22 protein-coding genes are annotated in these 23,983 nt (G+C 72.9%); 10 read left to right on the top strand and 12 right to left on the bottom strand.

Annotation, left to right across the window (positions count from 1 at the left end):
* The first annotated feature begins 80 nt into the window (after nucleotides 1-80).
* Entirely contained in the window at nucleotides 81-695 is a 615-nt protein-coding gene (locus tag O3T09_RS04260) for a cysteine hydrolase family protein (protein WP_069941069.1), read from the top strand.
* A 7-nt stretch (nucleotides 696-702) separates the two neighbouring features.
* Here O3T09_RS04260 and O3T09_RS04255 read toward each other — a convergent pair whose 3' ends face one another.
* Nucleotides 703-969, bottom strand: a complete 267-nt coding sequence (locus tag O3T09_RS04255) for a hypothetical protein (RefSeq protein WP_041103606.1) — start codon at nucleotides 967-969, stop codon at nucleotides 703-705.
* 202 nt (nucleotides 970-1,171) lie between these two features.
* On the opposite strand from O3T09_RS04255, the gene O3T09_RS04250 reads away from it, so the two are divergent.
* A complete protein-coding gene (locus O3T09_RS04250) occupies nucleotides 1,172-3,031 on the top strand; it encodes a BCCT family transporter (RefSeq protein ID WP_069941068.1) in 1,860 nt (619 codons plus the stop codon).
* 82 nt (nucleotides 3,032-3,113) lie between these two features.
* On the opposite strand, the gene O3T09_RS04245 is transcribed toward O3T09_RS04250, so the two are convergent.
* The 6 genes from O3T09_RS04245 to O3T09_RS04220 form a co-directional block, all read right to left on the bottom strand.
* The gene (locus O3T09_RS04245) at nucleotides 3,114-4,580 is read right to left on the bottom strand and encodes an amino acid permease (protein WP_049147815.1); all 1,467 of its coding nucleotides are present in this window, start codon (nucleotides 4,578-4,580) and stop codon (nucleotides 3,114-3,116) included.
* 207 nt (nucleotides 4,581-4,787) lie between these two features.
* Nucleotides 4,788-6,611, bottom strand: a complete 1,824-nt coding sequence (locus O3T09_RS04240) for a glycoside hydrolase family 13 protein (RefSeq protein WP_063189678.1) — start codon at nucleotides 6,609-6,611, stop codon at nucleotides 4,788-4,790.
* Nucleotides 6,612-6,725: 114 nt separating this feature from the next.
* Nucleotides 6,726-7,628, bottom strand: coding sequence for a hypothetical protein (locus O3T09_RS04235; RefSeq protein WP_060973769.1), 903 nt, complete (start codon nucleotides 7,626-7,628; stop codon nucleotides 6,726-6,728).
* 18 nt (nucleotides 7,629-7,646) lie between these two features.
* Nucleotides 7,647-8,474: an exodeoxyribonuclease III gene (locus O3T09_RS04230; protein ID WP_036340253.1), complete on the bottom strand. Its 828-nt coding sequence runs from the start codon at nucleotides 8,472-8,474 to the stop codon at nucleotides 7,647-7,649.
* 44 nt (nucleotides 8,475-8,518) lie between these two features.
* On the bottom strand, nucleotides 8,519-9,427 hold the full coding sequence (nadE, locus tag O3T09_RS04225) for an ammonia-dependent NAD(+) synthetase (protein WP_144786333.1): 909 nt from the start codon (nucleotides 9,425-9,427) through the stop codon (nucleotides 8,519-8,521).
* Nucleotides 9,428-9,485: 58 nt separating this feature from the next.
* Nucleotides 9,486-9,932, bottom strand: a complete 447-nt coding sequence (locus tag O3T09_RS04220; RefSeq protein WP_123244200.1) for a MarR family winged helix-turn-helix transcriptional regulator — start codon at nucleotides 9,930-9,932, stop codon at nucleotides 9,486-9,488.
* 58 nt (nucleotides 9,933-9,990) lie between these two features.
* Here O3T09_RS04220 and pyrE point away from each other — a divergent pair, with 58 nt between their 5' ends.
* Complete coding sequence (gene pyrE, locus O3T09_RS04215; protein WP_123244201.1) at nucleotides 9,991-10,587, top strand: orotate phosphoribosyltransferase; 597 nt, start codon at nucleotides 9,991-9,993, stop codon at nucleotides 10,585-10,587.
* Between the two features lie 26 nt (nucleotides 10,588-10,613).
* Here the strand turns inward: pyrE and O3T09_RS04210 are convergent, their stop codons facing one another.
* Nucleotides 10,614-11,699, bottom strand: a complete 1,086-nt coding sequence (locus tag O3T09_RS04210; protein WP_036316798.1) for a magnesium and cobalt transport protein CorA — start codon at nucleotides 11,697-11,699, stop codon at nucleotides 10,614-10,616.
* A gap of 69 nt (nucleotides 11,700-11,768) precedes the next feature.
* On the opposite strand from O3T09_RS04210, the gene O3T09_RS04205 reads away from it, so the two are divergent.
* Both O3T09_RS04205 and O3T09_RS04200 read left to right on the top strand, forming a co-directional pair.
* The gene (locus O3T09_RS04205) at nucleotides 11,769-12,137 is read left to right on the top strand and encodes a hypothetical protein (protein WP_020626754.1); all 369 of its coding nucleotides are present in this window, start codon (nucleotides 11,769-11,771) and stop codon (nucleotides 12,135-12,137) included.
* Nucleotides 12,134-12,775: a TrmH family RNA methyltransferase gene (locus O3T09_RS04200; protein WP_197458576.1), complete on the top strand. Its 642-nt coding sequence runs from the start codon at nucleotides 12,134-12,136 to the stop codon at nucleotides 12,773-12,775. Before O3T09_RS04205 ends, O3T09_RS04200 begins: the two co-directional genes overlap by 4 nt.
* 134 nt (nucleotides 12,776-12,909) lie before the next feature.
* Here O3T09_RS04200 and O3T09_RS04195 read toward each other — a convergent pair whose 3' ends face one another.
* Both O3T09_RS04195 and O3T09_RS04190 read right to left on the bottom strand, forming a co-directional pair.
* Nucleotides 12,910-13,806, bottom strand: coding sequence for an SMP-30/gluconolactonase/LRE family protein (locus O3T09_RS04195; protein WP_020626752.1), 897 nt, complete (start codon nucleotides 13,804-13,806; stop codon nucleotides 12,910-12,912).
* Nucleotides 13,807-13,857: 51 nt separating this feature from the next.
* Nucleotides 13,858-15,213 carry a lipase family protein gene (locus O3T09_RS04190; RefSeq protein WP_119217600.1) on the bottom strand — a complete coding sequence of 452 codons (1,356 nt, stop codon included), beginning with the start codon at nucleotides 15,211-15,213 and terminating at the stop codon, nucleotides 13,858-13,860.
* A 197-nt stretch (nucleotides 15,214-15,410) separates the two neighbouring features.
* Here O3T09_RS04190 and fbaA point away from each other — a divergent pair, with 197 nt between their 5' ends.
* Nucleotides 15,411-16,433 (top strand): class II fructose-bisphosphate aldolase, encoded by a 1,023-nt coding sequence (fbaA, locus tag O3T09_RS04185; RefSeq protein WP_095695227.1) that lies wholly within the window; start codon nucleotides 15,411-15,413, stop codon nucleotides 16,431-16,433.
* 58 nt (nucleotides 16,434-16,491) lie between these two features.
* On the opposite strand, the gene O3T09_RS04180 is transcribed toward fbaA, so the two are convergent.
* Nucleotides 16,492-17,958: a helix-turn-helix domain-containing protein gene (locus tag O3T09_RS04180; RefSeq protein WP_144818610.1), complete on the bottom strand. Its 1,467-nt coding sequence runs from the start codon at nucleotides 17,956-17,958 to the stop codon at nucleotides 16,492-16,494.
* Nucleotides 17,959-18,227: 269 nt separating this feature from the next.
* Here O3T09_RS04180 and aceA point away from each other — a divergent pair, with 269 nt between their 5' ends.
* Nucleotides 18,228-19,535 carry an isocitrate lyase gene (gene aceA, locus O3T09_RS04175; protein ID WP_020626748.1) on the top strand — a complete coding sequence of 436 codons (1,308 nt, stop codon included), beginning with the start codon at nucleotides 18,228-18,230 and terminating at the stop codon, nucleotides 19,533-19,535.
* A 33-nt stretch (nucleotides 19,536-19,568) separates the two neighbouring features.
* Complete coding sequence (aceB, locus tag O3T09_RS04170) at nucleotides 19,569-21,332, top strand: malate synthase A (protein WP_081339209.1); 1,764 nt, start codon at nucleotides 19,569-19,571, stop codon at nucleotides 21,330-21,332.
* A gap of 65 nt (nucleotides 21,333-21,397) precedes the next feature.
* On the opposite strand, the gene O3T09_RS04165 is transcribed toward aceB, so the two are convergent.
* Nucleotides 21,398-22,612, bottom strand: a complete 1,215-nt coding sequence (locus O3T09_RS04165; protein WP_036341081.1) for a hypothetical protein — start codon at nucleotides 22,610-22,612, stop codon at nucleotides 21,398-21,400.
* A 174-nt stretch (nucleotides 22,613-22,786) separates the two neighbouring features.
* Between O3T09_RS04165 and O3T09_RS04160 the strand changes: the two genes are divergently transcribed.
* Nucleotides 22,787-23,230 carry a DUF3151 domain-containing protein gene (locus tag O3T09_RS04160; protein ID WP_060774573.1) on the top strand — a complete coding sequence of 148 codons (444 nt, stop codon included), beginning with the start codon at nucleotides 22,787-22,789 and terminating at the stop codon, nucleotides 23,228-23,230.
* An 8-nt stretch (nucleotides 23,231-23,238) separates the two neighbouring features.
* Nucleotides 23,239-23,880 (top strand): thymidine kinase, encoded by a 642-nt coding sequence (locus tag O3T09_RS04155; protein ID WP_010079593.1) that lies wholly within the window; start codon nucleotides 23,239-23,241, stop codon nucleotides 23,878-23,880.
* The last annotated feature ends 103 nt before the right edge of the window (nucleotides 23,881-23,983 follow it).

Raw genomic sequence — 23,983 nt, 5'->3', positions numbered from 1 at the left:
CCCCCGCAGACGCGGGGGGCCTTCGTCGTCCGGGGCGACGGGCCGCTGACAGGCGGCGACGCGGTGGGCACACTGGGTCGATGCCCGATTCCCCCTCCGCCCGCGCGACCGGCGGCGAGACCGCGCTCGTGGTGATCGACGTCCAGCACAGCTACTTCGAGCATCCCGCGCTGGCCGCCCATCAGTCCGAGCTGACGGCGGCGGTCGTGGAACTGCTCCGGGCCGCGCACGAGGCCGGCCGTCCCGTCTTCCTGGTGCGGACCGAGCACGCGCGGGACCGCTCCACGTGGACGTTGAACATGCTGGCCGACGACGAGGGCTTCGCCTTCCCGGGCACCCGGCAGGCCGCTCTGCTCGACGGGGTCGCGGCGGCCGCCCCGGACGCCGTCGAGGTCGTGAAGACCCGGGACTCCGCCTTCCACGGCACAGGACTGGCGGCCGAGCTGCGGGGCCGCGGGGTGGATCGGCTCCTGCTGTGCGGCGTCTCCACCCACAGCTGCATCGCCGAGACCGCCACGGCCGCGTTCGCCCTCGACTTCCACGCCGCGATCGCGACGGACGCGATCGCCTCCGAGGAGCCGGCGCTGGCCGCGGCGATGCTCGACTTCCTCCGCGACGAGATGCGTCAGCCGCTCCTCGGGCAGGACGAGGCACTCACCCTCCTGCGCACCGGCCTCGTCCCCGACCGGGGCTGAGGGGCGTTCACAGGATCTCGACGTCGCCCTCGTCCGCACGCGTGCGGTCCTGGGCGTCCTCCTCGATGTGCATGGCGGCGGACTCCGCATTGCGCAGGGAGTCCGGGGCACGTCCCTCCCCGGCCCGGTGCTGCGGGTCGTCCGAGCCGCCGCGCACGGGCTGGCCGTCGCGGCCGTCCTCCGGCTCGGGGTCGCCGGCGGCGTTGGGATCGGCGAGCAGGTCCGTCTCGAGCTCTCGTTCGTCCTCGCGGTCCTCGAAGGGGACGTCGGTCATGGTGCGGGTCCTTCCTCTCACGGGCGGGCCCGTCCGGCGCCGCCGTCGTCGTGGTGCCCCACACCCTAGTGAGGCCGCCCACGCCTCACCAGGGGGCGCCCGCGCCGGGGCCGTGGGCGCGGTCACCCGGCCGGGTGAGACCGTCCACTCGGCCGCGTCTCAGGCGGGGGGCCGGCGCGCGGGACCACGTAGGGTCGGGAGGATGAGCGATCCGACACCGCCCTTGAAGAATCCACTGGATCCTGAGCGGGCCGACACCCGCCCCTCCTCCGCCCCCACGGCCGACGGCGCCGTCGCCCCTGCCACCTCCGCCGCGGCCGCCCGCGACCGCGTCCTGCTGCCGTGGGTGTTCTGGCCCTCCGCGGTCATCGTGCTCTCCTTCGTGGGGGCCACGCTGCTCGCCCCCGAGCAGATGACCGTGGGCATCGGCCTGGTCCAGCAGGCCATCATCACGAACTTCTCGTGGTGGTACGCCCTCGTCGCCCTGTTCTTCGTGCTGTTCTGCGGCTACCTCGCGTTCTCCCGCAAGGGCGACATCACCCTGGGCAAGCCCGATGAGAAGCCCGAGTTCTCCACGCTGTCCTGGTTCTCCCTGCTCTTCGCGGCGGGCATGGGCATCGGCCTCGTGTTCTTCGGCATGACCGAGCCGCTCATGCACTTCACCTCGCCGCGGCCCGACGTGGCGGCCGCCAACCCCACCCAGGCGGAGGCCGCCCAGTCGGCGCTGGCCACCACGTTCCTGCACTGGGGCCTGCAGCCCTGGGCGATCTACGCGGTGGTGGGCGTGGCGGTCGCGCTGGCCATCCACCGGCGTGGCCGTCCCCTCGCGCTGCGCTGGGCCTTCGAGCCGCTGATCGGCGAGCGCCGCGTGCGCGGCGGCTGGGGCCACCTGATCGACAACATCGCCCTCATCGGCACCGTCTTCGGCGTGGCCACCTCGCTGGGCCTCGGCGTCACCCAGATGTCCGCGGGCCTGCGCGCGCTGGGCATCGTGCCCGAGGACAGCCCCTGGCTCGAGTACGCCATGATCGGCGCGGTCACCTGCGTGGTGCTCTACACCGTGGTCTCCGGTGTCGAGCGCGGCATGAAGTGGCTGTCCAACACCAACCTGATCCTGGCCGCCGGACTGCTGCTGTTCATCGCGATCGTGGGGCCCACCGCGTTCCTGCTCAAGGAGATGGTGCAGTCCCTCGGCTCCTACATGCAGTACTTCTTCGCGAACTCGCTCAACGTCTCCGCGTTCTACGGCGCCGAGGGCGACGCGTGGCAGGCCGGCTGGAGCGCGTACTACTGGGGCTGGTGGATGTCCTGGACGCCGTTCGTCGGCATCTTCATCGCCCGCATCTCGCGCGGTCGCACCGTGCGCGAGTTCATCGCCGGCGTGCTGCTGGTGCCCACCCTGGTCTGCGTGGTCTGGTTCGGCATCCTGGGCGGCACCGCGATCTTCCTCGAGACCACCCGCCCGGCCGGGTACACCTCCGTGGTGGGCGCGGACGGCGCCATCGACTCGAACACCGCGCTCTTCCAGGTGCTCGAGCAGCTGCCCGCGGGCATGATGCTCGTGGTCGGCGCCATCATCCTCTCGGGCATCTTCTTCATCACCTCCGCCGACTCGGGCTCGCTGGTGATGGGCATGCTCGCCACCGGCGGCGACGTGAACCCGAAGGCCACGGTGAAGATCTTCTTCGCCATCGCCACCTCGCTCATGGCCGCGGCCCTGCTGGCCGCCGGCGGCCTGTCCGCCATCCAGGTCCTGGCCATCACCATCGGCCTGCCGTTCTCCGTGCTGATGCTGCTGATCTGCCTGGCCACGTTCCGCTCGCTCGGCTACTCCGTGGCGCGGGTGGAGGCGGTGCGCCGTCAGGCCATGCTGGCCTCCATCAAGGACCGCCTGGGCCTCGAGTCCGACGACGACGAGGTGGTCGACGCCGGCCCCGTGGCGGCCTCGCAGTGGTGGGCCTCGCTCAGCCGGGACCACCAGCAGCGGATCGCCGATGCGGCCGCCGGCGTCCCGGCCTCGGAGGGGCCGCGCCGCACCCGGCTGCGCCGCCACGGGCACTGACGTCCGCCCCCGGGCGCCCTCCCGGCCCCGACGAGAACGGCCCCTGTCCCGCGCGGGACAGGGGCCGTCGTCGTCGTGGGGGTCAGTCCTCGTGGGACTGGCGGGTGCGGACCACCGGCAGGGTGCCGGTGCGGTCGTGGGCCGCGGCCGACGTGCGGGTGCCCGTGACGAACCAGGCGAGGGTCAGGACCGCGACCCACACGAGACCGATGATGAGCGCCTGGCGCGAATCCGGGATGGTGGCCATGGTGATCACCACGGTGGCCACGAACGCCAGGCCCAGGTAGGTGCCGACGCCGCCCAGCGGCATGGGGAAGGGGGACGGCTCCGCGCCCTGCTCCGCGACGCGCCTGCGCATGGCGCGGTGGGACAGGAAGATCATGGCCCAGGTCAGCACCACGGCGAACGAGGCGACGCCGGCCACCAGGCTGAAGGCGTTCGGGTCCACGGTGATCAGCACCGCGCCGAGCACCATCACGCCCAGCATCACGGCCACGGACAGCCACGGCACGCCGCCGCGGTTGGTGTGGGTGAAGGCCCGGGGTGCCTGGCCGTCGTGGGCCATCGCGTAGAGCAGGCGACCGGACGCGTAGATGCAGGCGTTGATCGCGGAGACGGCGGCGGTGAGCACCACGAAGTTCAGCAGGTGCGGGGCGAAGGGGACGCCGAGGCCCTCGAAGATCTGCACGAACGGGCTGGCCTTGCCGTCCACCTGGTTCCAGGGGACGAGGGCCATGATGACCGCCATCGTCAGCACGTAGAACAACAGGATGCGGATCGGCACCGTGTTGATGGCCTTGGGCAGCACCTTCTCCGGGTTCTTGGCCTCGCCCGCGGCCACGCCGAGGGTCTCGATGCCGCCGAAGGAGAACGTCACGATGGTGAGCGCGGTCAGCACGCCCAGGATGCCGTGCGGCAGGAATCCGCCGTGGTCCACGAGGTTCGCCAGGCTGGCCTGGGTGCCGTCCGCGGTGGAGGCGCCGGTGAAGAGCAGGATCACACCGCCGAAGATCATCGCCACGATGGCCCCGACCTTCACGAGCGTCAGCCAGAACTCGGCCTCACCGAAGTTGCCGACGTGCGTGAAGTTGATCAGGCCGACCACGAGGATCGTGGCCGCGACCCAGGCCCAGGCCGGGACCCCCGGGAACCAGAACGCCATGTACGTGGTGATGGCGGCGGTGTCCGCGACGATCACGACGGCCAGCTCGAAGACGAAGGTCCAGCCGGTCACGTAGCCGGCGAAGGGGCCGAGATAACGGGAGGCGTAGGCGGCGAAGGACCCGGAGACGGGCTCCCGGAGCGTCATCTCGCCGAGGGCGCGCATCACGAGGAACACGGCGGCGCCCGCGACGAGGAAGGACAGGATCACGCCCGGCCCGGCGGCCTGGATGCCGCCGGCCGAGCCGTAGAAGAGGCCGGTGCCCACCGCCGTGCCCAGGGCGATGAACATGATGTGCCGCTGGCTCAGGCCGCGGTGCAGCTGCCCGCGGTCCGCGGTGGCCGCGCCGGTCTCGGCGACGCGGGAGCCGAAGGGGGAGGTGCTCACGTGAAGTCTCCGCTCGAAGGGGGGTGGATCAGGACACGCCATGGTGACTCGTGACACAGCGTTCATGCCACTTTGTCCGGTGTGATGCGAGTCATCGTGGACGTTACGTCGCGTTCGTCCGGCCGGGCCGGATGATGTGACCTCGCCCACCGCGGATTCCCCGCGGAAGGTCCGGGGTGCCCCGGCGGGTCCCGGGGCGCGCCGGGCTCAGTCCATGAGCAGCCACGCGGCGGCGTCGTGCGCGAGCCGCCCGTCCTGCACGGCCTCCGCCTCCTCGAGGGAGAACAGGGCCCGGGAATGGCCCGCGGGCAGGTCGACGGGATCGGTCGACAGGTTCGCCATCACGAGCACGGTGCGCGCCGGGATCGGCTCGCCCGAGCCCAGGTGCCGGCCACCGCCCGAGGTGACCGTGAACGCCAGCACCCCGCGTGCGGGGTCGTGGTGCTCGGACCACGCGAACGTGCCCGTGCCCAGGTCGAGCTCGCCGCGGATCTGCAGCAGACGCCGGTACAGCTCGAACACGGAGCCCTCGACGCCGACCTGCCGGTCCGCCGCCAGCGCCCGGAAGGACGCGGGCTGGGGCAGCCACGGCGCGGCGACGCCCTCGGCGGCGGACGCGGGGCCGTCGTCGTCCGCGGGGGTCGAGAAGCCGTAGGACGGCTCGTCCGCGGCCCACGGCAGAGGGATGCGGCAGCCGTCGCGGCCGGGCTCCTTGCCGTCCGTGCGGAAGAAGTACGGGTCCTGGCGATGCTCGGCGGCGAGGGTGGTGTGCTCGGGCAGGCCCAGCTCGTCGCCCTGGTAGATGTACGCGGAGCCGGGCAGGCCCAGCTCCACCATCGCGGCGGCGCGGGCCCGACGGCGACCGACCGCCTCGTCTGGCTGCTCGTCCTCGGCCGTGATGCCGGCGGGGTAGGAGCTCGGGTCGGCGAGGCCGTAGCGGGAGGCGTGGCGCACCGTGTCGTGGTTCGAGAGCACCCAGGTGTTCGGGGCGCCGACCCGGCCGGCCTGCTCGAAGGACCGGTCGATCGCGTGGGTCAGCGAGGCGGCGTCCCAGCCGGCCATGAGGTAGGTGAAGTTGAAGGTCTGGTGCATCTCGCCGGGGCGGACGTACCGGAACATCCGCGAGAGCGGGGCCACCCACGCCTCGGCCACCATCATCGGCTCGTGGTCGTAGGAGTCCAGGACCCGCCGCCAGTCCCGGTAGACCTCGTGGACGCGGTCCTGGTCCATGAACGGGGTGAGCGGCTCGAAGGTGTCCGGGTCGAACGTGGGGTCGGCGTCCTCGCCCGCGTCCGTGACCATGCCCATGCGGGAGTGCTCGGCGTCCGGGTAGCCGGGCTGCTTGATGAGCCCGTGGGCCACGTCCACCCGGAAGCCGTCCACGCCGCGGTCCAGCCAGAACCGCAGGATGGAGCGGAACTCCTCGCGCACCTCCTCGTTCTCCCAGTTCAGGTCCGGCTGCGTGGTGTCGAACAGGTGCAGGTACCACTGGCCCGGGGTGCCGTCCGCCTCGGTCACACGGGTCCAGGCCCCGCCGCCGAACGTGGACTCCCAGTTGTTGGGGGGCAGCTCGCCGTGCTCGCCGCGGCCCTCGGCGAAGTGGTAGCGGGCGCGCTCGGGGGAGCCGGGGGCGGCGGCCAGGGCGGCCTGGAACCACGCGTGCTCGGACGAGGTGTGGTTCGGCACGAGGTCCACGACCACGCGGATGCCGGCCTCGTGCGCGGCGGCGATCATCTCGTCCGCGTCCGCGAGCGTGCCGAACCGCGGGTCCACGGCGCGGTAGTCCGCGACGTCGTAGCCGGCGTCGTGCTGCGGGGAGAGGTAGAAGGGCGAGAGCCAGATCGCGTCCACGCCGAGCTGGGCCAGGTAGTCGAGGCGCGAGGTGACGCCGCGCAGGTCGCCCATGCCGTCCCCGTCCGCGTCCGCGAAGGAGCGCGGGTACACCTGGTAGATCACGGCGTCCACCCACCACGGGGTGACGGGCCGGTTCCGGGCTTCCGAGGGCGGGGTGCTCAGGCGCTGCGTGGTCATGGGATCCACCCTAGGCCCGACGCGGGAGCGCGCGCCCCGCGTGAGCGGCGTCGGCGGCGTGGTGTGCGTCTCGAGCACCCGGGTCGGCCCCACCCCGGTGCGCCGGCGGCCGGCTCAGGTCAGCCTGGCCAGCATCCCGACGGCGGCCCAGCGCCGGTTCAGTCGTTCCTGTGCGACGCCGGCGGTCGCCTCGTCGCCCTCCTCGAGCGCGTCGATGAGCGTCCACAGGTCGAAGACGGAGTCGTCCGGCCACACGTGCCGCGTGAGGCCGCCGTAGTCCAGCTCGATCCACGAGTCGGGGTGGAACGCGCCGAGCCACTCCACCATCACCGTGAGCTCGCCGATCAGCTCCGCATCCGGGGCGTGCCGCGCGAGCACCGCCGCCGCGTGCCCGGCCCGCTCCCGGGCGGCCACGATCGGGGCGCGCCGGTACGCCGTGCGCTCGCCGTCCACGAGGCGCTTCACCGGCTCCTCGGGGTCGAACACCGTGAGCCAGCCGTGCGGCACACCCCACGTGGCCGTGCGCGTCTGCACGCGGTGGTGCTCCGGCGCGCCGCCCTCGTCCTGCGGGTCCTGGCCCGCCGCGTCCGGGTCGGGGGAGAGGCCCCACTCGTCCTCGAGCGCCACGAGCGCGCGGCCGCGGTTCATGGCGCGCGCCGCCGGCGGGATGGCGGCCTCGTGCAGCCGCGGCAGCATCGTCTCCTCGAGCATGGCCGCGGCCATCTCGGCGCGCAGGCCCCGCTCGTCCGGGCAGTAGAAGGCGGAGCGGTGCTCGTCCTGGAGGACCCGCACCAGGTCGTCCTCACCGGGTTCCGGGAACGGGTCGGCCACGGGCCGGGCCAGGCGACGCCGGGCCCGTTCGGCCGCCTCGGCCTCGACCTCGGCACGGGTGCGGTGGCCGCCGGCGATCAGCCGCGCCTGGACCGCGTCCGGGAACGCGGCCAGCGGCTGGAAGACGCGCAGGTGCGCGGTGCCGCGCGCGACACCCGGGGGCGGGCCGCCGTCGTCGTGGGTCATCGCGGGCTCGTCCGTGGTTCAGCCCAGCTCGACGACCACGGGCGCGTGGTCCGAGGCGCCCTTGCCCTTGCGCTCCTCGCGGTCGATCCAGGCGTCCGTGACCGTCCGTGCGAGGGCGGGGGAGCACAGCTGGAAGTCGATGCGCATGCCCTTCTTCTTGGGGAAGGCCAGGCCCGTGTAGTCCCAGTACGTGTACACGCCGGGGCCGGGGTGGCGCGGGCGCACCACGTCCACCAGCCCGGCGTCCTCGAACGCGTGGAACGCCGCGCGCTCGGCCGGGGAGACGTGCGTGTAGCCCTCGCGCTGGAACAGCTCGATGTCCCACACGTCCTCGTCCTGCGGAGCGATGTTCCAGTCGCCGGCCAGGGCGAGCCGGGTGTCCGGGTCCTCGGCGAGGCGAGCGGCCGCGTGCTCCTGGAGCACGCGCAGCCACTCGAGCTTGTAGCCCATGTGCTCGTTCTCCAGGCCGCGCCCGTTGGGCACGTACAGGCTCCACAGACGCACCGGGGCGACGCCGTCGGCCGCCTCGGCGCCCACGGTCGCCCCGATGGCGCGGGACTCCTCCTGCGGGTCCACGCCGCCCTTGCCGAAGTGCGGCTGGCCGGGGAAGCCGCGCTGCACGTCGCTCAGGCCGACGCGGGAGGCGATGGCCACGCCGTTCCACTGCGAGGTGCCGTTGTGCACCACCTCGTAGCCGGCGCGCTCGAAGAGCTCCCACGGGAAGTTCTCGTCCCGGCACTTGGTCTCCTGGATGGCCAGGACGTCGATGTCATGGCGCTCGAGGAAGGCCTCGACGCGGTCGGCGCGGGCACGGAGGGAGTTGACGTTCCAGGTGGCGATCTTCACCCGGCCAGGCTATCGAAGGGCGCGGACACCGTGGGATCGGCGCCTCAGCGCCACCAGTCGTCGTGGATCGTCACCGGCGTGGTGCGCTTGTGGCGGCTGCGGAGCCAGATGCCCTCGAGCTTCTCCGCGACCTCGGTCGGGACGTCCTTGCCCTCGAGGTAGTCGTCGATGTCCTCGTACGTCATCCCGAGTTCGGCCTCGTCCGTCTGGCCCGGCGTGCCGTCCAGCAGGTCCGCGGTAGGCACCTTGTTCCACAGGGGCTCGGGGGCTCCGAGTTCGCGGCCCAGCGCCCGCACCTGCCGCTTGTTCAGGCCGGCCAGCGGCAGGACGTCCGCGCCGCCGTCGCCGAACTTCGTGTAGAACCCGGTGATGGCCTCCGCTGCCTGGTCCGTGCCGATCACCAGCTGCCCGTGGGCGCCGGCCACCGCGTACTGGGCCGTCATGCGGATGCGGGCCTTCACGTTGCCCTGGTTGTAGTCCGAGATCGGCTCCCCCACGGCCTCAGCGAAGGCGGCGGCCAGACCCTGCACGGCCTCCGCGATGTTCAGGGTGACGTCCTGATCCGCACCCACGAAGTCCAGGGCCGCCCGCGCATCCGCCTCGTCGTGCTGCACCTTGTAGGGCAGGCGCACGGCGGTGAACCGGGGGTTCTCGCGGGAGGGCACGACGTCGGCGCCCACCCCCGCCTCACCCGGCGGGGTGGTGCCGGGGCCGCCCAGGGCGACGGCGTCCGTGACGCCGAGCTGGGCGCGGCGACGCTCGACGGCGAGCTGGGCCAGCCGGCCGCCCACCGTGGAGTCCACGCCGCCGGAGATGCCCAGGACGAAGCCGGACGCGCCCGTGGCCGCGAGGTAGTCGGCGAGGAAGGCCACGCGCCGTTCGACTTCGGCCGCCGGGTCGATCTCGGGGAGGACGCCCTGCTGGGCGATGATCCGCTGCTGGAGTTCACGCATGCCGGTCAGCGTAGGACCGGCCCCGCGCACGGGGACAGGGGCGGTCGGCGACGACGGCTCACGCGTCCGGGTGCCCCAGGTTGCGGGCGATGCGGCGCAGGACGCGGACGGCGTCGTCGATCTGGTCCCGCGGGACGTCCGCCGTCGCCTCGGCACGCAGGGCCTCGACCGCCTCACCCACGCGGGCGCCCGCGGTGCGGCCCGTGGCGGTGAGGGTGTAGAGGTCGCCCTCGATCGTCACCCAGTGGGACTCGACCAGCTCCTCGATCTGACCGGACACCGCGCCGCGCTGCTCCTCCTCGAAGCCGGCCTCGAGCTCGGCGCGGGACTGCGGGGCCACCGTGAGGGTGTTCAGCAGCTGCCACTGGACGCGGGTCAGGCCGTGCTCCTCGAGGCTCTCGGCCACGCGCGCCGCGATCAGGCCCTCGGTGAGGGTGAGCCAGTGCGCCAGGGGCAGGCCGGAGGGATGCTGGACGGGGGCGTCGTCGTGCGGGATCTCGCTCATAACCCGAGCCTAGCCAGGCCGGGACGGAATCGGCAGGGGTGGCCGGGCTCGCACTAGCATGGGCGGCATGACCGACGCGCAGACCCCCACCGTCCCCACGCCCGAGCAGGACCGCGAGCGGCTCAAGCAGCTCATCCAGGAGCTGGCCGTGGTGCACGGCCGGGTGACCCTGTCCTCCGGCAAGGAGGCGGACTACTACGTGGACCTGCGTCGTGTCACCCTGCACCACGAGGCCGCCCCACTGATCGGCCGCGTGATGCTGCGCCTGCTCGAGGAGAACGGGATCGAGTTCGACGCGGTGGGCGGCCTGACCATGGGCGCCGACCCCGTGGCCACCGCGATGATGCATCAGGCCGGCACCGCGGGCCGCGCGCTCGACGCGTTCGTGGTGCGCAAGGCGCAGAAGTCGTACGGCATGGGCCGGCAGGTGGAGGGCCCGGGCGTGGACGGGCGCCGCGTCGTCGTGCTGGAGGACACCTCGACGACGGGCGGCTCCGCGCTGACCGCCGTCGAGGGCGTGCGCAACGCGGGCGGCGACGTCCAGGCCGTGGCCGTGATCGTGGACCGCGCGACCGGCGCCGCCGAGCGCGTGGCCGAGGAGGCGGGGGTGCCGTACCTGTACGCGTTCGGCAAGGACGAGCTCGGCCTCGACTGAGCCTCGGCCGGCCCCGCGCACCCGGCCTACAGCCAGTCCGCGCGCTTGAACAGCACGAACAGCGTGAGGGCCACCGCCAGCATGAGTCCCAGGGCGAACGGGTAGCCGAACGCCCAGTGCAGCTCGGGCATGCCGTCGAAGTTCATGCCGTAGACCGAGCCCACCAGCTGCGGCGCGAAGATGATCGCCGCCCAGGACGAGATCTGCTTGACCTGTTCGTTCTGGGCGATCGACTGCTCGGCCAGCCGCTTCGACGCCAGCGTCGAGTCCAGCTCGAGGGCGTTGTTGAGCATCTGGCGCATGGTCATCACGCGCTCGTTGATCTGGACGGCGTGGTCGTGGACGTCGCGCAGGCGGCGCAGGTTCTCCACCTCGAGGCGCGCCTGATCGCTGAGTTCCTCGTCCTCCCAGGCGTGGGCGTCGTCGCGCCGGGGCAGGCCGTCGGCGTCGAGGCGGCGGGTGTCCTCATGCAGGCGGGTGCGCACCTCCTCCTGGAGCTGCTCCACGATGGACGGCAGCGCGCGGATGGCGTGCTGGAAGTTCAGCACCTCGCGGGAGAGCTCGTAGATGCGCCGGGAGACGTGCCCGTCGCCGGCGAAGACCTGGTCCTCGATCTCCGCGATGTCCTGTTCGAGGCCGTCGGCCACCGGGAAGTAGTCGTCCACGACACGGTCCAGGATCTCCAGGGTGACCTGCCACGGCCCCATCGCGAGGCGCTCGCGGCCCTCCGTCTCCAGGGACCGTCGCACGGCGGCCAGGTCCGGCTCCTCCGCGTGACGCACCGTCACCACGTAGTGCTCACCGGTGAAGACGCTCAGCTCGCCGAACTCCACGGTCTCGGTGCGGTCGACGTAGCGGGCCGGGTGCAGGACCATGAACGAGTCCTCGCCGTAGCGGTCCAGCTTGGCGCGCTCGCCTCCGGCGAGGGCGTCCTCGACGGCGAGCGGGTGCAGGCGCAGCTCCTCCGCGACCGCTTGGAGCTCGGCCACGTCCGGGCGGTACAGGCCCAGCCAGGCCATGCCGCCGGTGCGCTCGCACTCCTCCCAGGTGTCCTCGAGGGTGGAGGGGGCGTGGACGCGCCGCCCGTCCACGTACACGGCGTTGTCGATCATGCTCACCAGGACATTCTCCCCGACGGTGGCCCCCGGCGTATTCCAGGATGCGCGCGCTACGGTGGCGCCATGAAGACTCCGCGCCATGCCCCGCCCGTCGTCCGCGACGGCAAGACCCTCCTCCCCGCCCACGCCGTCTCCACGGCCCCGGTCACCGCGTTCGGTCTGATCGGCGGCTACCTGACCGCCCGTGAGACCGGCATCCGCCCGCTCGGCGGCGTCGTGCTGGCCGCCGCCGGCCTGTACGCCGGGCGCACGTGGCTGGCCAAGCGTGGGCCCGCCGTCGCCGGTGGCCTGGCCGCCCTGTACCTCGGCGGCTTCGGCGCCTCCCACCCGCTGGCCAAGAAGATCGGTGCGTGGCCGGCGGTGCTCTCCGTGGCCGCGGTGTCCGCCGGGGCCGCCTGGGCGGCCGTCGACCGGTCCGAGGCCGGCCGCTGAGCGAGCCCGCGCCGGCCGAGGACGGCGCCGCGCCCCGCGAGGTCGGCGTCGGCCCGTGGACCGGCCCGTGGCCGGAGGACCCCCGCTACGACCCGGAGCTGCTCGCGCACGGCGACCGCCGCAACGTCCTCGACCGCTACCGCTATTGGCGCCTCGAGGCGATCGTCGCGGACCTCGACGCGCGGCGGCACCCGTTCCACGTCGCCATCGAGAACTGGCAGCACGACCTGAACATCGGCACCGTCGTGCGCACCGCCAACGCGTTCAACGCCGCCGGGGTGCACATCATCGGGCGGCGCCGCTGGAACCGGCGCGGCGCCATGGTCACCGACCGCTACCTGCACGTGCGCCACCACGAGACGGTGGCGGCGTTCACGGAGTGGGCGGCGGGGGAGGGGCTGCCCGTGCTCGGCGTGGACCTGTTCCCCGAGTCGGTGCCGGTGGAGACCTTCGACTTCCCGCGTGCCTGCGTGCTCGTCTTCGGGCAGGAGGGGCCGGGGCTCTCGGCGGAGGTGCGAGCGGCGTCGAGCGCGGTGCTGTCCATCGCGCAGTACGGCTCCACCCGCTCGATCAACGCGGGCGTGGCCGCCGGCATCGCGATGCACGCGTGGATCCGGCAGCACGCGGCCGTCCCCTGAGTCCGGCGCGAGCCAGACGATTCCGCGCTGAAAGGAGCCTCTGGACCGCAGATTCGTCTGGCTCGCGGCGCAGGACGGCGCAGGACGGCGCAGGGTGGCGCAGGACCGCGCCGACGATGTGCGGCGTGACGGCCTCAGCCCGCGAAGGGGCGGGCCGGCAGGCCCGTCACCCCCGGGCGGACGGCGAACAGGGCCCCGGCCAGCGGGTCCTCGCCGCGCTCCAGGTTCTCCCAGGAGGTGGTGATGTACAGGGTGCCGAGGTCGTCGCCGCCGAAGGTGCACGCCGTGGTCTTCTGCACGGGCACCTCCACCACCTCGTCGAGCGTCCCCTCGGGCGTGTACCGGTGGATCTGCCCGTGGCTGATCACGGCCACCCAGATCCCGCCCTCGGCGTCCACGGTGAGCCCGTCCGGCTTGCCCTCGCCGTCGAGCACGTCCACGAGCACGCGGCGGTTCGTCAGGCCCTCCTCGCGGGAGTAGTCGAACACGGCCACCTGCCGTGTGGGGGTGTCGTTGTAGTAGGCCCGCGTGCCGTCCGGGCTCCACTCGAGGCCGTTGGACGTCGTCGCGCCGGTCAGCACGACGTCCACCTCGCCGGCGCCGCCGTCGGGGCCGGGGGCGAGCCGGTAGAGGTTCGCGGCGCCGGGGGTCTTGGCGTACGCCATGGTGCCGCAGTGGAACCGGCCGTCCGGGTCACAGCCGCCCTCGTTCATCCGGATCCCGGCGTCCGCGCCCCACAGCTCGGGCAGCGTCGTCAGCTCGCCCTCGGGCGAGATCAGGGCGAAGCCCCGCTCCACCGCGACGACGGCGCCACCCCCCGCACGCGGGCGCAGCGCGGCGGCCACGTCGCCGACGTGCGTGCGGTCCACCGTCCCGTCGGTGCGCAGGGACAGGACGTCCCCGGCGAGCATGTCCACCCAGCGCAGGCCGCCGCCGGCGGTCACGCCCTCGGCGGCGCTGCCCCACGAGGCGGCCCAGACGGGGCCCTCGCCGTGGTAGGCGATGGGATCGGTGACCTGCTCGGCGCGCATGACTGCTCCTTCGGTGGGCGGGACGGTCCTGGCCCCGACGCTAGCCGAGGCTCAGAACCACCCGCACGAGTCGGCGGTCCAGCGGTCGGCGAGGGTCGCGTCCAGGAACGCCCCCATCCGCGGCAGCGAGGCCACGTGGCCGCCCACGTGGGTCGGGGTGAGGAGCGGGTCGAAACGCACCCGCGCGCCCTCCGCGCACCAGCGGCGGCCCAGGTCGCGGCCGGTGCGGTACGGGATGACGTCGTCCGTGACGGAGTGCGCGATCATCACCGGCACGTCCGGACGGCGGCCCGGTGCGCCGATCCGCTGCTCGGCGAGGATCCCGGCCAGCTCGGCATCGGAGCGGACGAGCTCAGGGAAGTCCTGCCCCGTGTGGGTCAGTGTGGCGGAGTCGAGGTGCGCGTAGGCGAGGCTGCCCACCATGCAGGTCTCGGCCGCGCCGGCGAGGGCCGTCAGGCCGGTCTCGTTGAGATGCGTGGCCGGGTCCACGTCGTACGCGGCGAGCTGCCCGGCCATCGCGTAGAGCAGGAAGGCCGCGTAGAGACCGCCGTCGATCCGGCCCGCGACCTGCACGAGGTCGGCCGGCGGGGCGCCCGCGTAGGCGCCCTTGAGGTCCAGCTCCGGGGCGTAGTCGGGCGCGAGCTCGGCGGCGGCCGCGGCCGCCCCGCCGCCCTGTGAGTAGCCCGCGAGCGCGACCGGCGCGGTCGCGGTGACGCCCGACCCCGACACCTGGGCGGCCGCGCGCACCGCGTCGAGGACGGCGTGCGCCTGGGCCTCCCGGACCATGTAGGTGTGCGCGCCCGGGGTGCCCAGGCCCTCGTAGTCGGTGACCACCACGGCGTGGCCGCGGCTCAGCAGGGACGTGATCCCGACGCCCTCGTACTGCACGCCGGTGGAGAGGGTGCGGGACGGGGCGCAGCGGTCCGCCGCCCCCTGGGTCCCCACTGCGTAGCTGATCACGGGGCGCTCGCCGCCGCCCGTCCACGGGGCGGTGGGGGTCAGCACGGTGCCGGTCACGGCGATGGGTCGGCCCTGGGCGTCCTGCGAGGCGTACATGATGCGCGTGGCGTGCGCCGGCACCTGCACCAGCCGCACCGGGTCCAGGTAGAAGGCGGTGGGCTCGGTGCGGATCAGGGCGCCGGGGGTCGCGGGCACGACGGTGGGCGGCAGGTAGAAGGGGTCGTCGGCCGAGGCGGCCGCCAGGGCGTCCCGGGCCGCGTTCCAGCGGGCGTCCTCGGCCGCCGTGGCCGGCTGCGAGAGGTCCTCGACGGCGGAGCTCACCTCCGGCGCGTCCGGGGCAGGGGCGGACTCCTGGGCCAGGGCAGCGTGCGGCGCGCCGAACCCGGCGACGACAGCCAGGGCGGCGGCCAGGGCGAGGGGGCGGGAGGGGCGGCGTGCGGGGGCCATGGCGGTCTCCGGTCTCTCGGATGCGAATGTGACGCCGCTCACCCTAGGCCAACGGCGGGGTCGTGCCCAGGCCGGCGTCGCCGTCGGGTCCGGGACCCTGGGGCGGGTCCGGCCGCGCGGATAGGATGAGCCCGAGGGTGTCGCGCTCGCCGCGCTCCCCCCGCCTGCCCGAGTCGACGACGCCTAGGAGCTGCAGCATGCCCATCGCATCCCCGGAGAAGTACGCCGAGATGATCGACGCCGCCAAGAACGGCGCCTTCGCCTACCCGGCGATCAACGTCACCAGCTCCCAGACCCTGAACGCCGCCATCCGCGGCTTCGCCGAGGCCGGCTCGGACGGCATCATCCAGGTCTCCACCGGCGGCGCCGCCTACTTCTCCGGCTCCTCCGTGAAGGACATGGTCGCCGGCTCGCTGGCCTTCGCCGCGTTCGCGCGCGAGGTCGCCAAGAAGTACTCCGTGAACATCGCCCTGCACACGGACCACTGCCCCCAGGACAAGCTCGAGGGCTTCGTCCTGCCCCTGCTGGACGCCTCCGAGGCGGAGGTGAAGGCCGGGCGCGACCCGATCTTCAACTCCCACATGTGGGACGGCTCCGCCGAGACCCTCGAGGAGAACCTGCGGATCGGCCGCGAGCTGCTCGCGCGCACCCACGCCAACAAGCAGATCCTCGAGGTGGAGATCGGCGTCGTGGGCGGCGAGGAGGACGGCGTGGCCCACGAGATCAACGAGAAGCTCTACACCACCGTCCAGGACGGCATCGCCACCGTGGAGGCCCTCGGGCTCGGCGAGCACGGCCGCTACCTCACCGCGCTGACCTTCGGCAACGTGCACGGCGTCTACAAGCCGGGCAACGTGAAGCTGCGCCCGGAGATCCTGCAGGAGATCCAGCAGGCCGTGGGCGAGAAGTTCGGCAGGGAGCGCCCGTTCGACCTCGTGTTCCACGGCGGCTCCGGCTCCGCCGCCCAGGAGATCGCCGACTCGGTGGAGTACGGCGTCGTGAAGATGAACGTGGACACGGACACCCAGTACGCGTTCACCCGCCCGGTGGCCGGGCACATGTTCGAGAACTACGACGGCGTCCTGAAGGTCGACGGCGAGGTCGGCGACAAGAAGCAGTACGACCCCCGCGTGTGGGGCGCCAAGGCCGAGGAGGCCATGGCCGCCCGCGTGGTCCAGGCCTGCACCGAGCTGAACTCGGCCGGCAAGAGCATCGGCTGACCCCCCCGTCCGCCGCGCCGGCCCGCACCCTCGCGTGAGGGTGCGGGCCGGCGTCGTTTCAGCCCTCCCGCTCCTCCTGGGCCTGGAGGAACTCGAAGACCTCACGCTCGTCCACACCGGGGAAGGTCTGCGTGGGCATGGCCGCCAGCAGATGCGCGTGCATGCGGGCCGCGGGCCACACGTGCCCGCCCCACGCGGCCTCGAGCTCGGGGTCGGGGCGGCGGCAGCAGCGCGGATCGGGGCACGTGGAGGTGACCCGGTGGCGGGTGTCCGCGCCGCGGAAGTGCCGGGCATGCTCGAACGGGGTGCCCACGGAGAGGGCGAACAGCCCGTCGGGGCCGTTCTCGATCATCGAGGTGCACCAGAACGTCCCGTTGGGCGAGTCCGTGTACTGGGCGTGGGCGCGGAACCGGTCGTTGCGGGAGAAGGCCTGCCGTGCGCCCCACTTCCGGCACGCCTGCTGGCCCTCGATCGCACCGGTGTGGTCGGCGGGGAACACGATCCCGTCGTTCTCGTAGGCCTTGTGGATCACCCCGGTCTCGTGGACCTTCTGGAAGTGGCAGCGGATGCCCAGGTCCACGGTGGCCAGGTTGGTGAACCGGTGCGCGGCGGCCTCGTAGGAGACGCCGAACGCGTCCTTCAGGTCGTCCACGGACAGGTCCCGGCGCTTCTGGGCGGCCCGCAGCAGCGACGACGCCGCCCGCTGCGGCATGAGCAGCGCGCCCGCCAGGTAGTTCACCGCCACACGCTGGGCGAGGAAGTCCTCGTAGTCCCGCGGCTCGCCGTGGCCCAGGACGGCGGCGGCGAGGGCCTGGAGCACCACGGTGCGGCGGTCATGGTCTGAGGAGCGGGAGCCGCTGATGTGGATGCGCCCGTGCTTGAGGTCCGTGACGGAGCGCGTGGAGTGCGGCAGGTCCGGGACGAAGCGCAGGGTGAAGCCGAGGTGCTCGGCCAGCTCCGAGACCGCGTGCAGGCCCAGCGGCCCGCCCGTGTGGCCGATCGCGTCGAGCAGCCGATGCGCCTCGGCCTCGAGGTCGGGGTAGTGGTTGTCCACCGCGCGCATCCGGGCGCGCAGCTGGGCGTTGGCGCGGCGCGCCTCCTCGGGGGTGGCGGCCTGCTCCTCCAGGCGACGGCGCAGCTCGGCCTCCAGCCCCGCGATCACCTCGAGGACCTCGGTGGGGGTGCGGGGCCCGATGCGCAGCGGCGGCAGGCCGAGGGAGGCGTAGTGCTCCGAGCGCGCGAACCGTTCGACCTCGATCTCCAGTTCGGCCCGCCGGGTGGGGGCCCGGCCGGTGAGCAGGTCCTCGACCGGCACGCCCAGGACCTCGGCGATCCGCTGGACCAGCGAGAGCCGCGGCTCGCGGCGGGCGTTCTCCACGAGGGACAGGTGCGAGCCGCTCACTCCCGTGCGCTCCGCGAGCTGGTCCAGGGTGAGGCCGGCCTGCTTGCGCAGGTGCCGAACGCGGCGGCCCAGCGCGACGGCGTCCACGGTCGCGCTGTCCTCGGGAAGCGGGCGGGTCATCATGCGCGGAACTGTAGACGGAACCGGGGAGGAGATCACGTGCTTCGGAAAGAAAGTCACATTCTTGACAAGCGGGGGGCCGTTGCCGTGATCCAGGCCACATGGGGGCGCAAGGACTGTCACGTTCTGACCCAGTGGCAGGAACGGCCGGAGTTTCCACCGATTTTGTGCTCCAGAGGGCCTTGCCTGGGGCCAAGGTGGATGTCAACGGCAGCGACGGACACGTCGCACCGAACCCTTCACCGAACCGGACCGATCCTCAGGAGGACGTCATGACCACCCAGCCCCACCACTCCACTCCCGCCTCCGCCGAACAGCTCCAGCACGACTGGGACAACAACCCCCGCTGGGCCGGCGTCGAGCGCAGCTTCACCGCCGAGGACGTCGTCCGTCTCCGCGGCCGCGTCCAGGAGGAGCACACGCTGGCCCGCCGCGGCGCCGAGAAGCTGTGGACCCAGCTGAAGGACGAGAACGCCCGCGGTGAGTTCACCAACGCCCTCGGCGCCCTCACCGGCAACCAGGCCGTCCAGCAGGTCAAGGCCGGGCTGCGCGCCATCTACCTCTCCGGCTGGCAGGTCGCCGCGGACGCCAACCTCTCCGGCCACACGTACCCGGACCAGTCCCTGTACCCGGCCAACTCCGTGCCGCAGGTGGTGCGCCGCATCAACAACGCCCTGCTGCGCGCGGACCAGATCGAGCACGCCGAGGGCGTCAGCACCGTCGAGGACTGGCTCGTGCCGATCGTGGCCGACGCCGAGGCCGGCTTCGGCGGCCCGCTCAACGCCTACGAGCTCATGAAGTCGATGATCACCGCCGGCGCCTCCGGTGTGCACTGGGAGGACCAGCTGGCCTCCGAGAAGAAGTGCGGCCACCTCGGCGGCAAGGTGCTCATCCCCACCGGCCAGCACATCCGCACGCTCAACGCCGCCCGCCTGGCCGCCGACGTCGCCGACGTGCCCAGCGTGATCATCGCCCGCACCGATGCCGAGGCGGCCACCCTGATCACCTCGGACGTGGACGAGCGCGACGCCGAGTTCATCACCGGTGAGCGCACCGCGGAGGGCTTCTACAAGGTCCGCAACGGCGTCGAGCCCTGCATCGCCCGCGCCAAGGCCTACGCCCCCCACGCGGACCTGATCTGGATGGAGACCGGCACGCCGGACCTCGAGCTGGCCCGGAAGTTCGCCGAGGCCGTCAAGGCCGAGTTCCCGGACCAGATGCTGGCCTACAACTGCTCGCCGTCCTTCAACTGGAAGAAGAACCTCGACGACGACACCATCGCCAAGTTCCAGCGCGAGCTGGGCGCCATGGGCTACACCTTCCAGTTCATCACGCTGGCCGGCTTCCACGCCCTGAACCACTCGATGTTCGACCTGGCCAAGGGATACAACGAGCGCCAGATGTCCGCGTACGTCGAGCTGCAGGAGCGCGAGTTCGCCGACGAGGCCCGCGGCTACACCGCGACCAAGCACCAGCGCGAGGTCGGCACCGGCTACTTCGACGCCGTGTCCACCGCCATCAACCCGGACAGCTCCACGGTGGCCCTGGCGGGCTCCACGGAGTCCGGCCAGTTCCACTGATCCGCTCAGCCGAGACCGCGAGGAGGCAGTCCCATGAGCCCGCAGACCACGACCCCCACCCTGCACGAGATCCATGCCGACGACGCTCGGGAGCACACGCCCCTGCCGCATGACGTGAGCACCCAGGCCATCCCCGTCGTCATCCCCGAGGGCGCCGCCCCCGTGGTGACCGTCCACGGGCCGGTCGACGGGCGGCAGGCCGAGATCCTCACGGACGAGGCGCTGGCGTTCCTCGGCCGCCTGCACCGGCTGGCCGAGGACCGCCGCCGGCGGCTGCTCGAGGAGCGGGAGTACACCCAGCGCCGCATCACCGACGGATGGAACCCGCACTACCTGCGGTCCACCCGCCGGGTCCGCGAGGACGACTCCTGGCGTGTGGCGCCGCTGGCCCCCGGCCTGCAGGACCGCCGCGTGGAGATCACCGGCCCCGTGGATCGGAAGATGACGATCAACGCCCTCAACTCGGGCGCCTCGGGCTGGCTCGCCGACTTCGAGGACTCCTCGACGCCGTCCTGGGACCGGATGCTGGACGGGCAGGTCAACCTGTTCGACGCGATCCGCGACCAGATCGACTTCACCTCCCCCGAGGGCAAGGAGTACCGGCTGCGCGAGCGCGAGCTCACGGACCGGCCGACCATCATCGTCCGCCCGCGCGGCTGGCACCTCCTCGAGGACCACATCCGTGTGGACGGCGAGCCGATGGCCGGCGCCCTCGTGGACTTCGGCCTGTACTTCTTCCACAACGCCCACGAGCTGATCCGCCGCGGCCACGGCCCGTACTTCTACCTGCCCAAGCTCGAGTCCCATCTCGAGGCGCGGCTGTGGAACTGCGTGTTCGTGGCGGCGCAGGACGAGCTGGGCATCCCCCAGGGCACCATCCGGGCCACCGTGCTGATCGAGACGATCACCGCGGCGTTCCAGATGGAGGAGATCCTGTACCAGCTACGCAACCACGCCGCGGGCCTCAACGCCGGCCGCTGGGACTACATCTTCTCCATCATCAAGAACTTCCGGGACCGCGGGGCCGAGTTCGTCCTCCCGGACCGCTCGGAGGTGACCATGACCCAGCCGATGATGCGGGCCTACACGGAGCAGCTGGTCCGGGCCTGCCACCGGCGCGGCGCCTCGGCGATCGGCGGCATGTCCGCCGTGATCCCGGACCGCCGGAACGAGGAGGCCAACGCCGCCGCGCTGGAGAAGGTGCGCGCGGACAAGGCCCGCGAGGCCGGCGACGGCTTCGACGGCTCGTGGGTGGCGCACCCGGACCTCGTGCCGGTCGCCCGGGAGGAGTTCGACGCCGTGCTCGGCGAGGCCCCGAACCAGATCCGCACCCGCCGTCGCGAGGACGTGGAGCCGGACGAGGCCGCCCTGCTCGACGTCGCCGCGACCACGGGCTCGGTGACCGAGGCCGGCGTGCGGATGAACATCGAGGTCGGGATCCGCTACATCGAGTCCTGGCTGCGGGGGAACGGCGCCGCCGCGATCCACGGACTCATGGAGGACGCCGCCACGGCGGAGATCTCCCGGTCCCAGATCTGGCAGTGGGCCCACAACGGCACCGGTGTGCAGCTGACCGAGGGCGGCGTGCGGACCGCCAACCGCGGCTGGATGGAGCAGCTGATCCGCGAGGAGCACGCTCGGATCCTCGCCGGCCCGCTGCCCGAGGGCCACCGGTTCGAGGACGCGGTGCGCGTGTTCTGCGAGTCGGCCCTGCCGCCGGAGTACCCGGCGTTCCTCACCCTGGGCGCGTACCGCCGGCACTTCGCCGGTCAGGACGACGCCGCGGCGAAGGCCTGATCCGCCGGGCCCCACGACGACGGCCGGCCACCTCACGAGGTGACCGGCCGTCGTCGTGCCGGGTGTCAGTCCCCGGACGTGGAGGGGGACGGGGAGGCCGAAGCCGACTTCGTCGGTGACGGGCTGGCCGACGCCGAGGCGGACGCCTCCGCGGCCCGCTGGGATTCGGCGGCCTCCCGCGCGGCGCCCTGGAACGGCCGCGGCGGCTGGCCGGGGGCCACGGGGCCGGGGGCGCCCTCGGGGCGGTCGATCGTGGACTGGTTGTTCAGCAGCTCGTCGGGCACGCGGCCGGTGGGGATCTCCCGGGCCTGGGCCAGGGTCTCCTCGTCCATCTGCGCGTTCAGGAAGAACGGCGAGCTGAGCTTGATGACCTCCTGGAAGTCCCCGGCGTCCTTCAGCACGGTGTCCGCGAGGTGGTCGCGGGTCTCGGTGACGAGGGTGGTGCTCTGCGCGACCGGCGAGTTCTTCACCTGGGTGAGGCCGCCGTTGGCGTCGCCGAAGCCCTCCATGGAGCCCATGGTCACGGAGACCATCTCGCTGCCGTCCTCGGAGCAGGCCCACGCGGTGCGCTGGGGCAGCAGGGGGGCGCCGTCCTGGCCGCCGACCATGCCGGGGCGCAGCAGGGCGAGCAGCCCCTTGCCGGTCTTCGGGTCGAACGTGTACTCGTCCGCCACGGCGGCGGGCTCCTCCTGGCACCACTCCAGGCGGGAGCCGTCGAGGTTGTGCTGGTAGTGGACCTGCGCCAGGGGCATGCCGGGGCTGTACTCGAAGTAGCCGTTGTAGACGCAGGTGAGGAACTCGTGGGTCTCGTCCTGCGAGGCGAACAGCTGCACGATCTCGATGTTCGAGCTGTCCGGGATGTGCGTGGCGACGGCGTCCAGGGTGCGCTGGTCCAGGACGTCGCGCGTGCAGTCCATCACGGAGACGGTGTCGTTGCGGACCGCGGCCGTGTTCTTCCAGGCCTCGGTGGCGGCGCCGTCCTTGATGCCCGGGCCGACGGTCTCGAACGCCTGACGCGGCTCGGCGCGCGGGGTGCCCTCGGCGGACTCCGACGCGAGGGCCTCACGGACGCGGGACGCCGCGGCGGACGCGGGGTCGGTGGGGCTCTCCGTGGCCGAGCCGGCCGCGGCCGAGGCCGCCGATCCGCTGGGCGCCGCGGCGGTCGACGAGGCGGGCTCACCGGACTGGCCGGCCGAGCCGCAGCCGGCCAGGGCGAGGGCGAGGGCGGCGACGCCGACGGCCAGCGGGGCACGGCGGCGGGCGGGCGCGGGGTGGGTCATGGAGGCTCCTTCGACGGCATCGGCGGCCCGGCCCCGGGAGCGTGGGGCTGCGGACGGACGCTGCGCCTACGGTACCGGACCGTCCTGGACGCGGGGACGGCGATCCGTCCGGCGTCCGGCGCCGTCGATAGACTCGGCCGCGACCGCATCGTCCGCGAGGAGAAGAGGCATCCCATGTCCGAGTCCCTGATCGGCAAGAACCTGATGGAGCCGCCGGCCACGCGCCTGCCGGAGGAGCCGGAGGTGCTGGCCCGGCTCGAGGCAGGTGACCTGCCCGAGGACATCGTGCCGGTGGCGCCCGAGTCCTCCCTGGTGTGGGCGCTCATGGCGGAGGACGCGTGGGCCGAGGGCCGGACCGTGGACTCCTATGCGTACGCCCGCGTCGGCTACCACCGGGGCCTGGACGCGCTGCGCCGGGCGGGGTGGCGCGGCGCCGGCCCGGTGCCGTACGCCCACGAGCCCAACCGCGGCTTCCTGCGCGCCCTGTACGCGCTGGGCCGCGCGGCCGCCGGGATCGGGGAGTCCGAGGAGGTCGAGCGCATCCGCACCTTCCTGCGGGATTCGGACCCCACGGCCGCGGAGCAGATCGAGGCCGACCAGGGCCGCGCCCGGGGCTGAGCGGAGCCGTGGCCAAGCTCTACTTCCGCTACGGGGCCATGAACTCCGGCAAGTCCACGGGCCTGCTGCAGGCCGCCTTCAACTACGAGGAGCGCGGCCAGCGGGTGCTGCTGGCCAAGCCGGAGGTGGACGTGAAGGGGGAGGGCGACGTCGTCTCCCGCCTCGGCGTGACCCGCGCCGTGGACTTCCTCGTCCCGGCGGGAGCGGACGTGCGGGAGCTGTTCCGCCGGCACGCCACCGGTGACGACCCGGACGCCCTCGTGGGGCACGTGGAGGCCCCGCCCGTGGCGTGCCTGCTCGTGGACGAGGCGCAGTTCCTCGAGCCGGCGCAGGTGGACGACCTGCTGCGCATCGCCGTGCTCGACGGCGTCCCCGTGATCGCCTACGGGCTGCGCACCGACTTCCGCACCCGCTCCTTCCCGGGCTCCGCGCGGCTGCTGGAGCTGGCGCACTCCCTCGAGGAGCTGAAGACCATCTGCCGGTGCGGCCGGAAGGCGGTGTTCAACACGCGCAAGGTCGTGGACCCGGCCACGGGCGCCGAGCACTTCGTGTTCGAGGGGGACCAGGTGGCGATCGACGGCGTCCAGGTGACCTACGAGTCCCTGTGCGGCACGTGCTACCTGGCGGAGTCCGGCGGTGCCCTGGGCTGAGGCGGCCATTGCCAGGCAACTGCCAGGCTGCATGACGGCTGCGCCCATGCTCGGTTCGTACGGTGGAACCGCTTCATCGAGGTGCGAGTGATGAAGGTGCGAG

Source organism: Micrococcus sp. H39-S4, from assembly GCF_027158145.1.
GTDB lineage: Bacteria > Actinomycetota > Actinomycetes > Actinomycetales > Micrococcaceae > Micrococcus > Micrococcus luteus.
The sequence above is the reverse complement of the archived record's forward strand: the minus strand, read 5'-3'. Positions and strand labels throughout refer to the sequence as shown.

Excerpts from the sequence above, each read along its gene's own strand:
- O3T09_RS04165 (WP_036341081.1), bottom strand. The coding sequence starts at position 22,612 with ATGACCCACCCCGCGCCCGCCCGCCGCCGTGCCCCGCTGGCCGTCGGC.
- O3T09_RS04160 (WP_060774573.1), top strand. The coding sequence starts at position 22,787 with ATGTCCGAGTCCCTGATCGGCAAGAACCTGATGGAGCCGCCGGCCACG.
- O3T09_RS04210 (WP_036316798.1), bottom strand. The coding sequence starts at position 11,699 with ATGATCGACAACGCCGTGTACGTGGACGGGCGGCGCGTCCACGCCCCC.
- O3T09_RS04180 (WP_144818610.1), bottom strand. The coding sequence starts at position 17,958 with ATGATGACCCGCCCGCTTCCCGAGGACAGCGCGACCGTGGACGCCGTC.
- O3T09_RS04205 (WP_020626754.1), top strand. The coding sequence starts at position 11,769 with ATGAAGACTCCGCGCCATGCCCCGCCCGTCGTCCGCGACGGCAAGACC.
- O3T09_RS04220 (WP_123244200.1), bottom strand. The coding sequence starts at position 9,932 with ATGAGCGAGATCCCGCACGACGACGCCCCCGTCCAGCATCCCTCCGGC.
- O3T09_RS04190 (WP_119217600.1), bottom strand. The coding sequence starts at position 15,213 with ATGGCCCCCGCACGCCGCCCCTCCCGCCCCCTCGCCCTGGCCGCCGCC.
- O3T09_RS04255 (WP_041103606.1), bottom strand. The coding sequence starts at position 969 with ATGACCGACGTCCCCTTCGAGGACCGCGAGGACGAACGAGAGCTCGAG.
- O3T09_RS04250 (WP_069941068.1), top strand. The coding sequence starts at position 1,172 with ATGAGCGATCCGACACCGCCCTTGAAGAATCCACTGGATCCTGAGCGG.
- aceA (WP_020626748.1), top strand. The coding sequence starts at position 18,228 with ATGACCACCCAGCCCCACCACTCCACTCCCGCCTCCGCCGAACAGCTC.
- O3T09_RS04260 (WP_069941069.1), top strand. The coding sequence starts at position 81 with ATGCCCGATTCCCCCTCCGCCCGCGCGACCGGCGGCGAGACCGCGCTC.
- fbaA (WP_095695227.1), top strand. The coding sequence starts at position 15,411 with ATGCCCATCGCATCCCCGGAGAAGTACGCCGAGATGATCGACGCCGCC.
- O3T09_RS04240 (WP_063189678.1), bottom strand. The coding sequence starts at position 6,611 with ATGACCACGCAGCGCCTGAGCACCCCGCCCTCGGAAGCCCGGAACCGG.
- O3T09_RS04235 (WP_060973769.1), bottom strand. The coding sequence starts at position 7,628 with ATGACCCACGACGACGGCGGCCCGCCCCCGGGTGTCGCGCGCGGCACC.
- pyrE (WP_123244201.1), top strand. The coding sequence starts at position 9,991 with ATGGGCGGCATGACCGACGCGCAGACCCCCACCGTCCCCACGCCCGAG.
- aceB (WP_081339209.1), top strand. The coding sequence starts at position 19,569 with ATGAGCCCGCAGACCACGACCCCCACCCTGCACGAGATCCATGCCGAC.
- nadE (WP_144786333.1), bottom strand. The coding sequence starts at position 9,427 with ATGCGTGAACTCCAGCAGCGGATCATCGCCCAGCAGGGCGTCCTCCCC.
- O3T09_RS04195 (WP_020626752.1), bottom strand. The coding sequence starts at position 13,806 with ATGCGCGCCGAGCAGGTCACCGATCCCATCGCCTACCACGGCGAGGGC.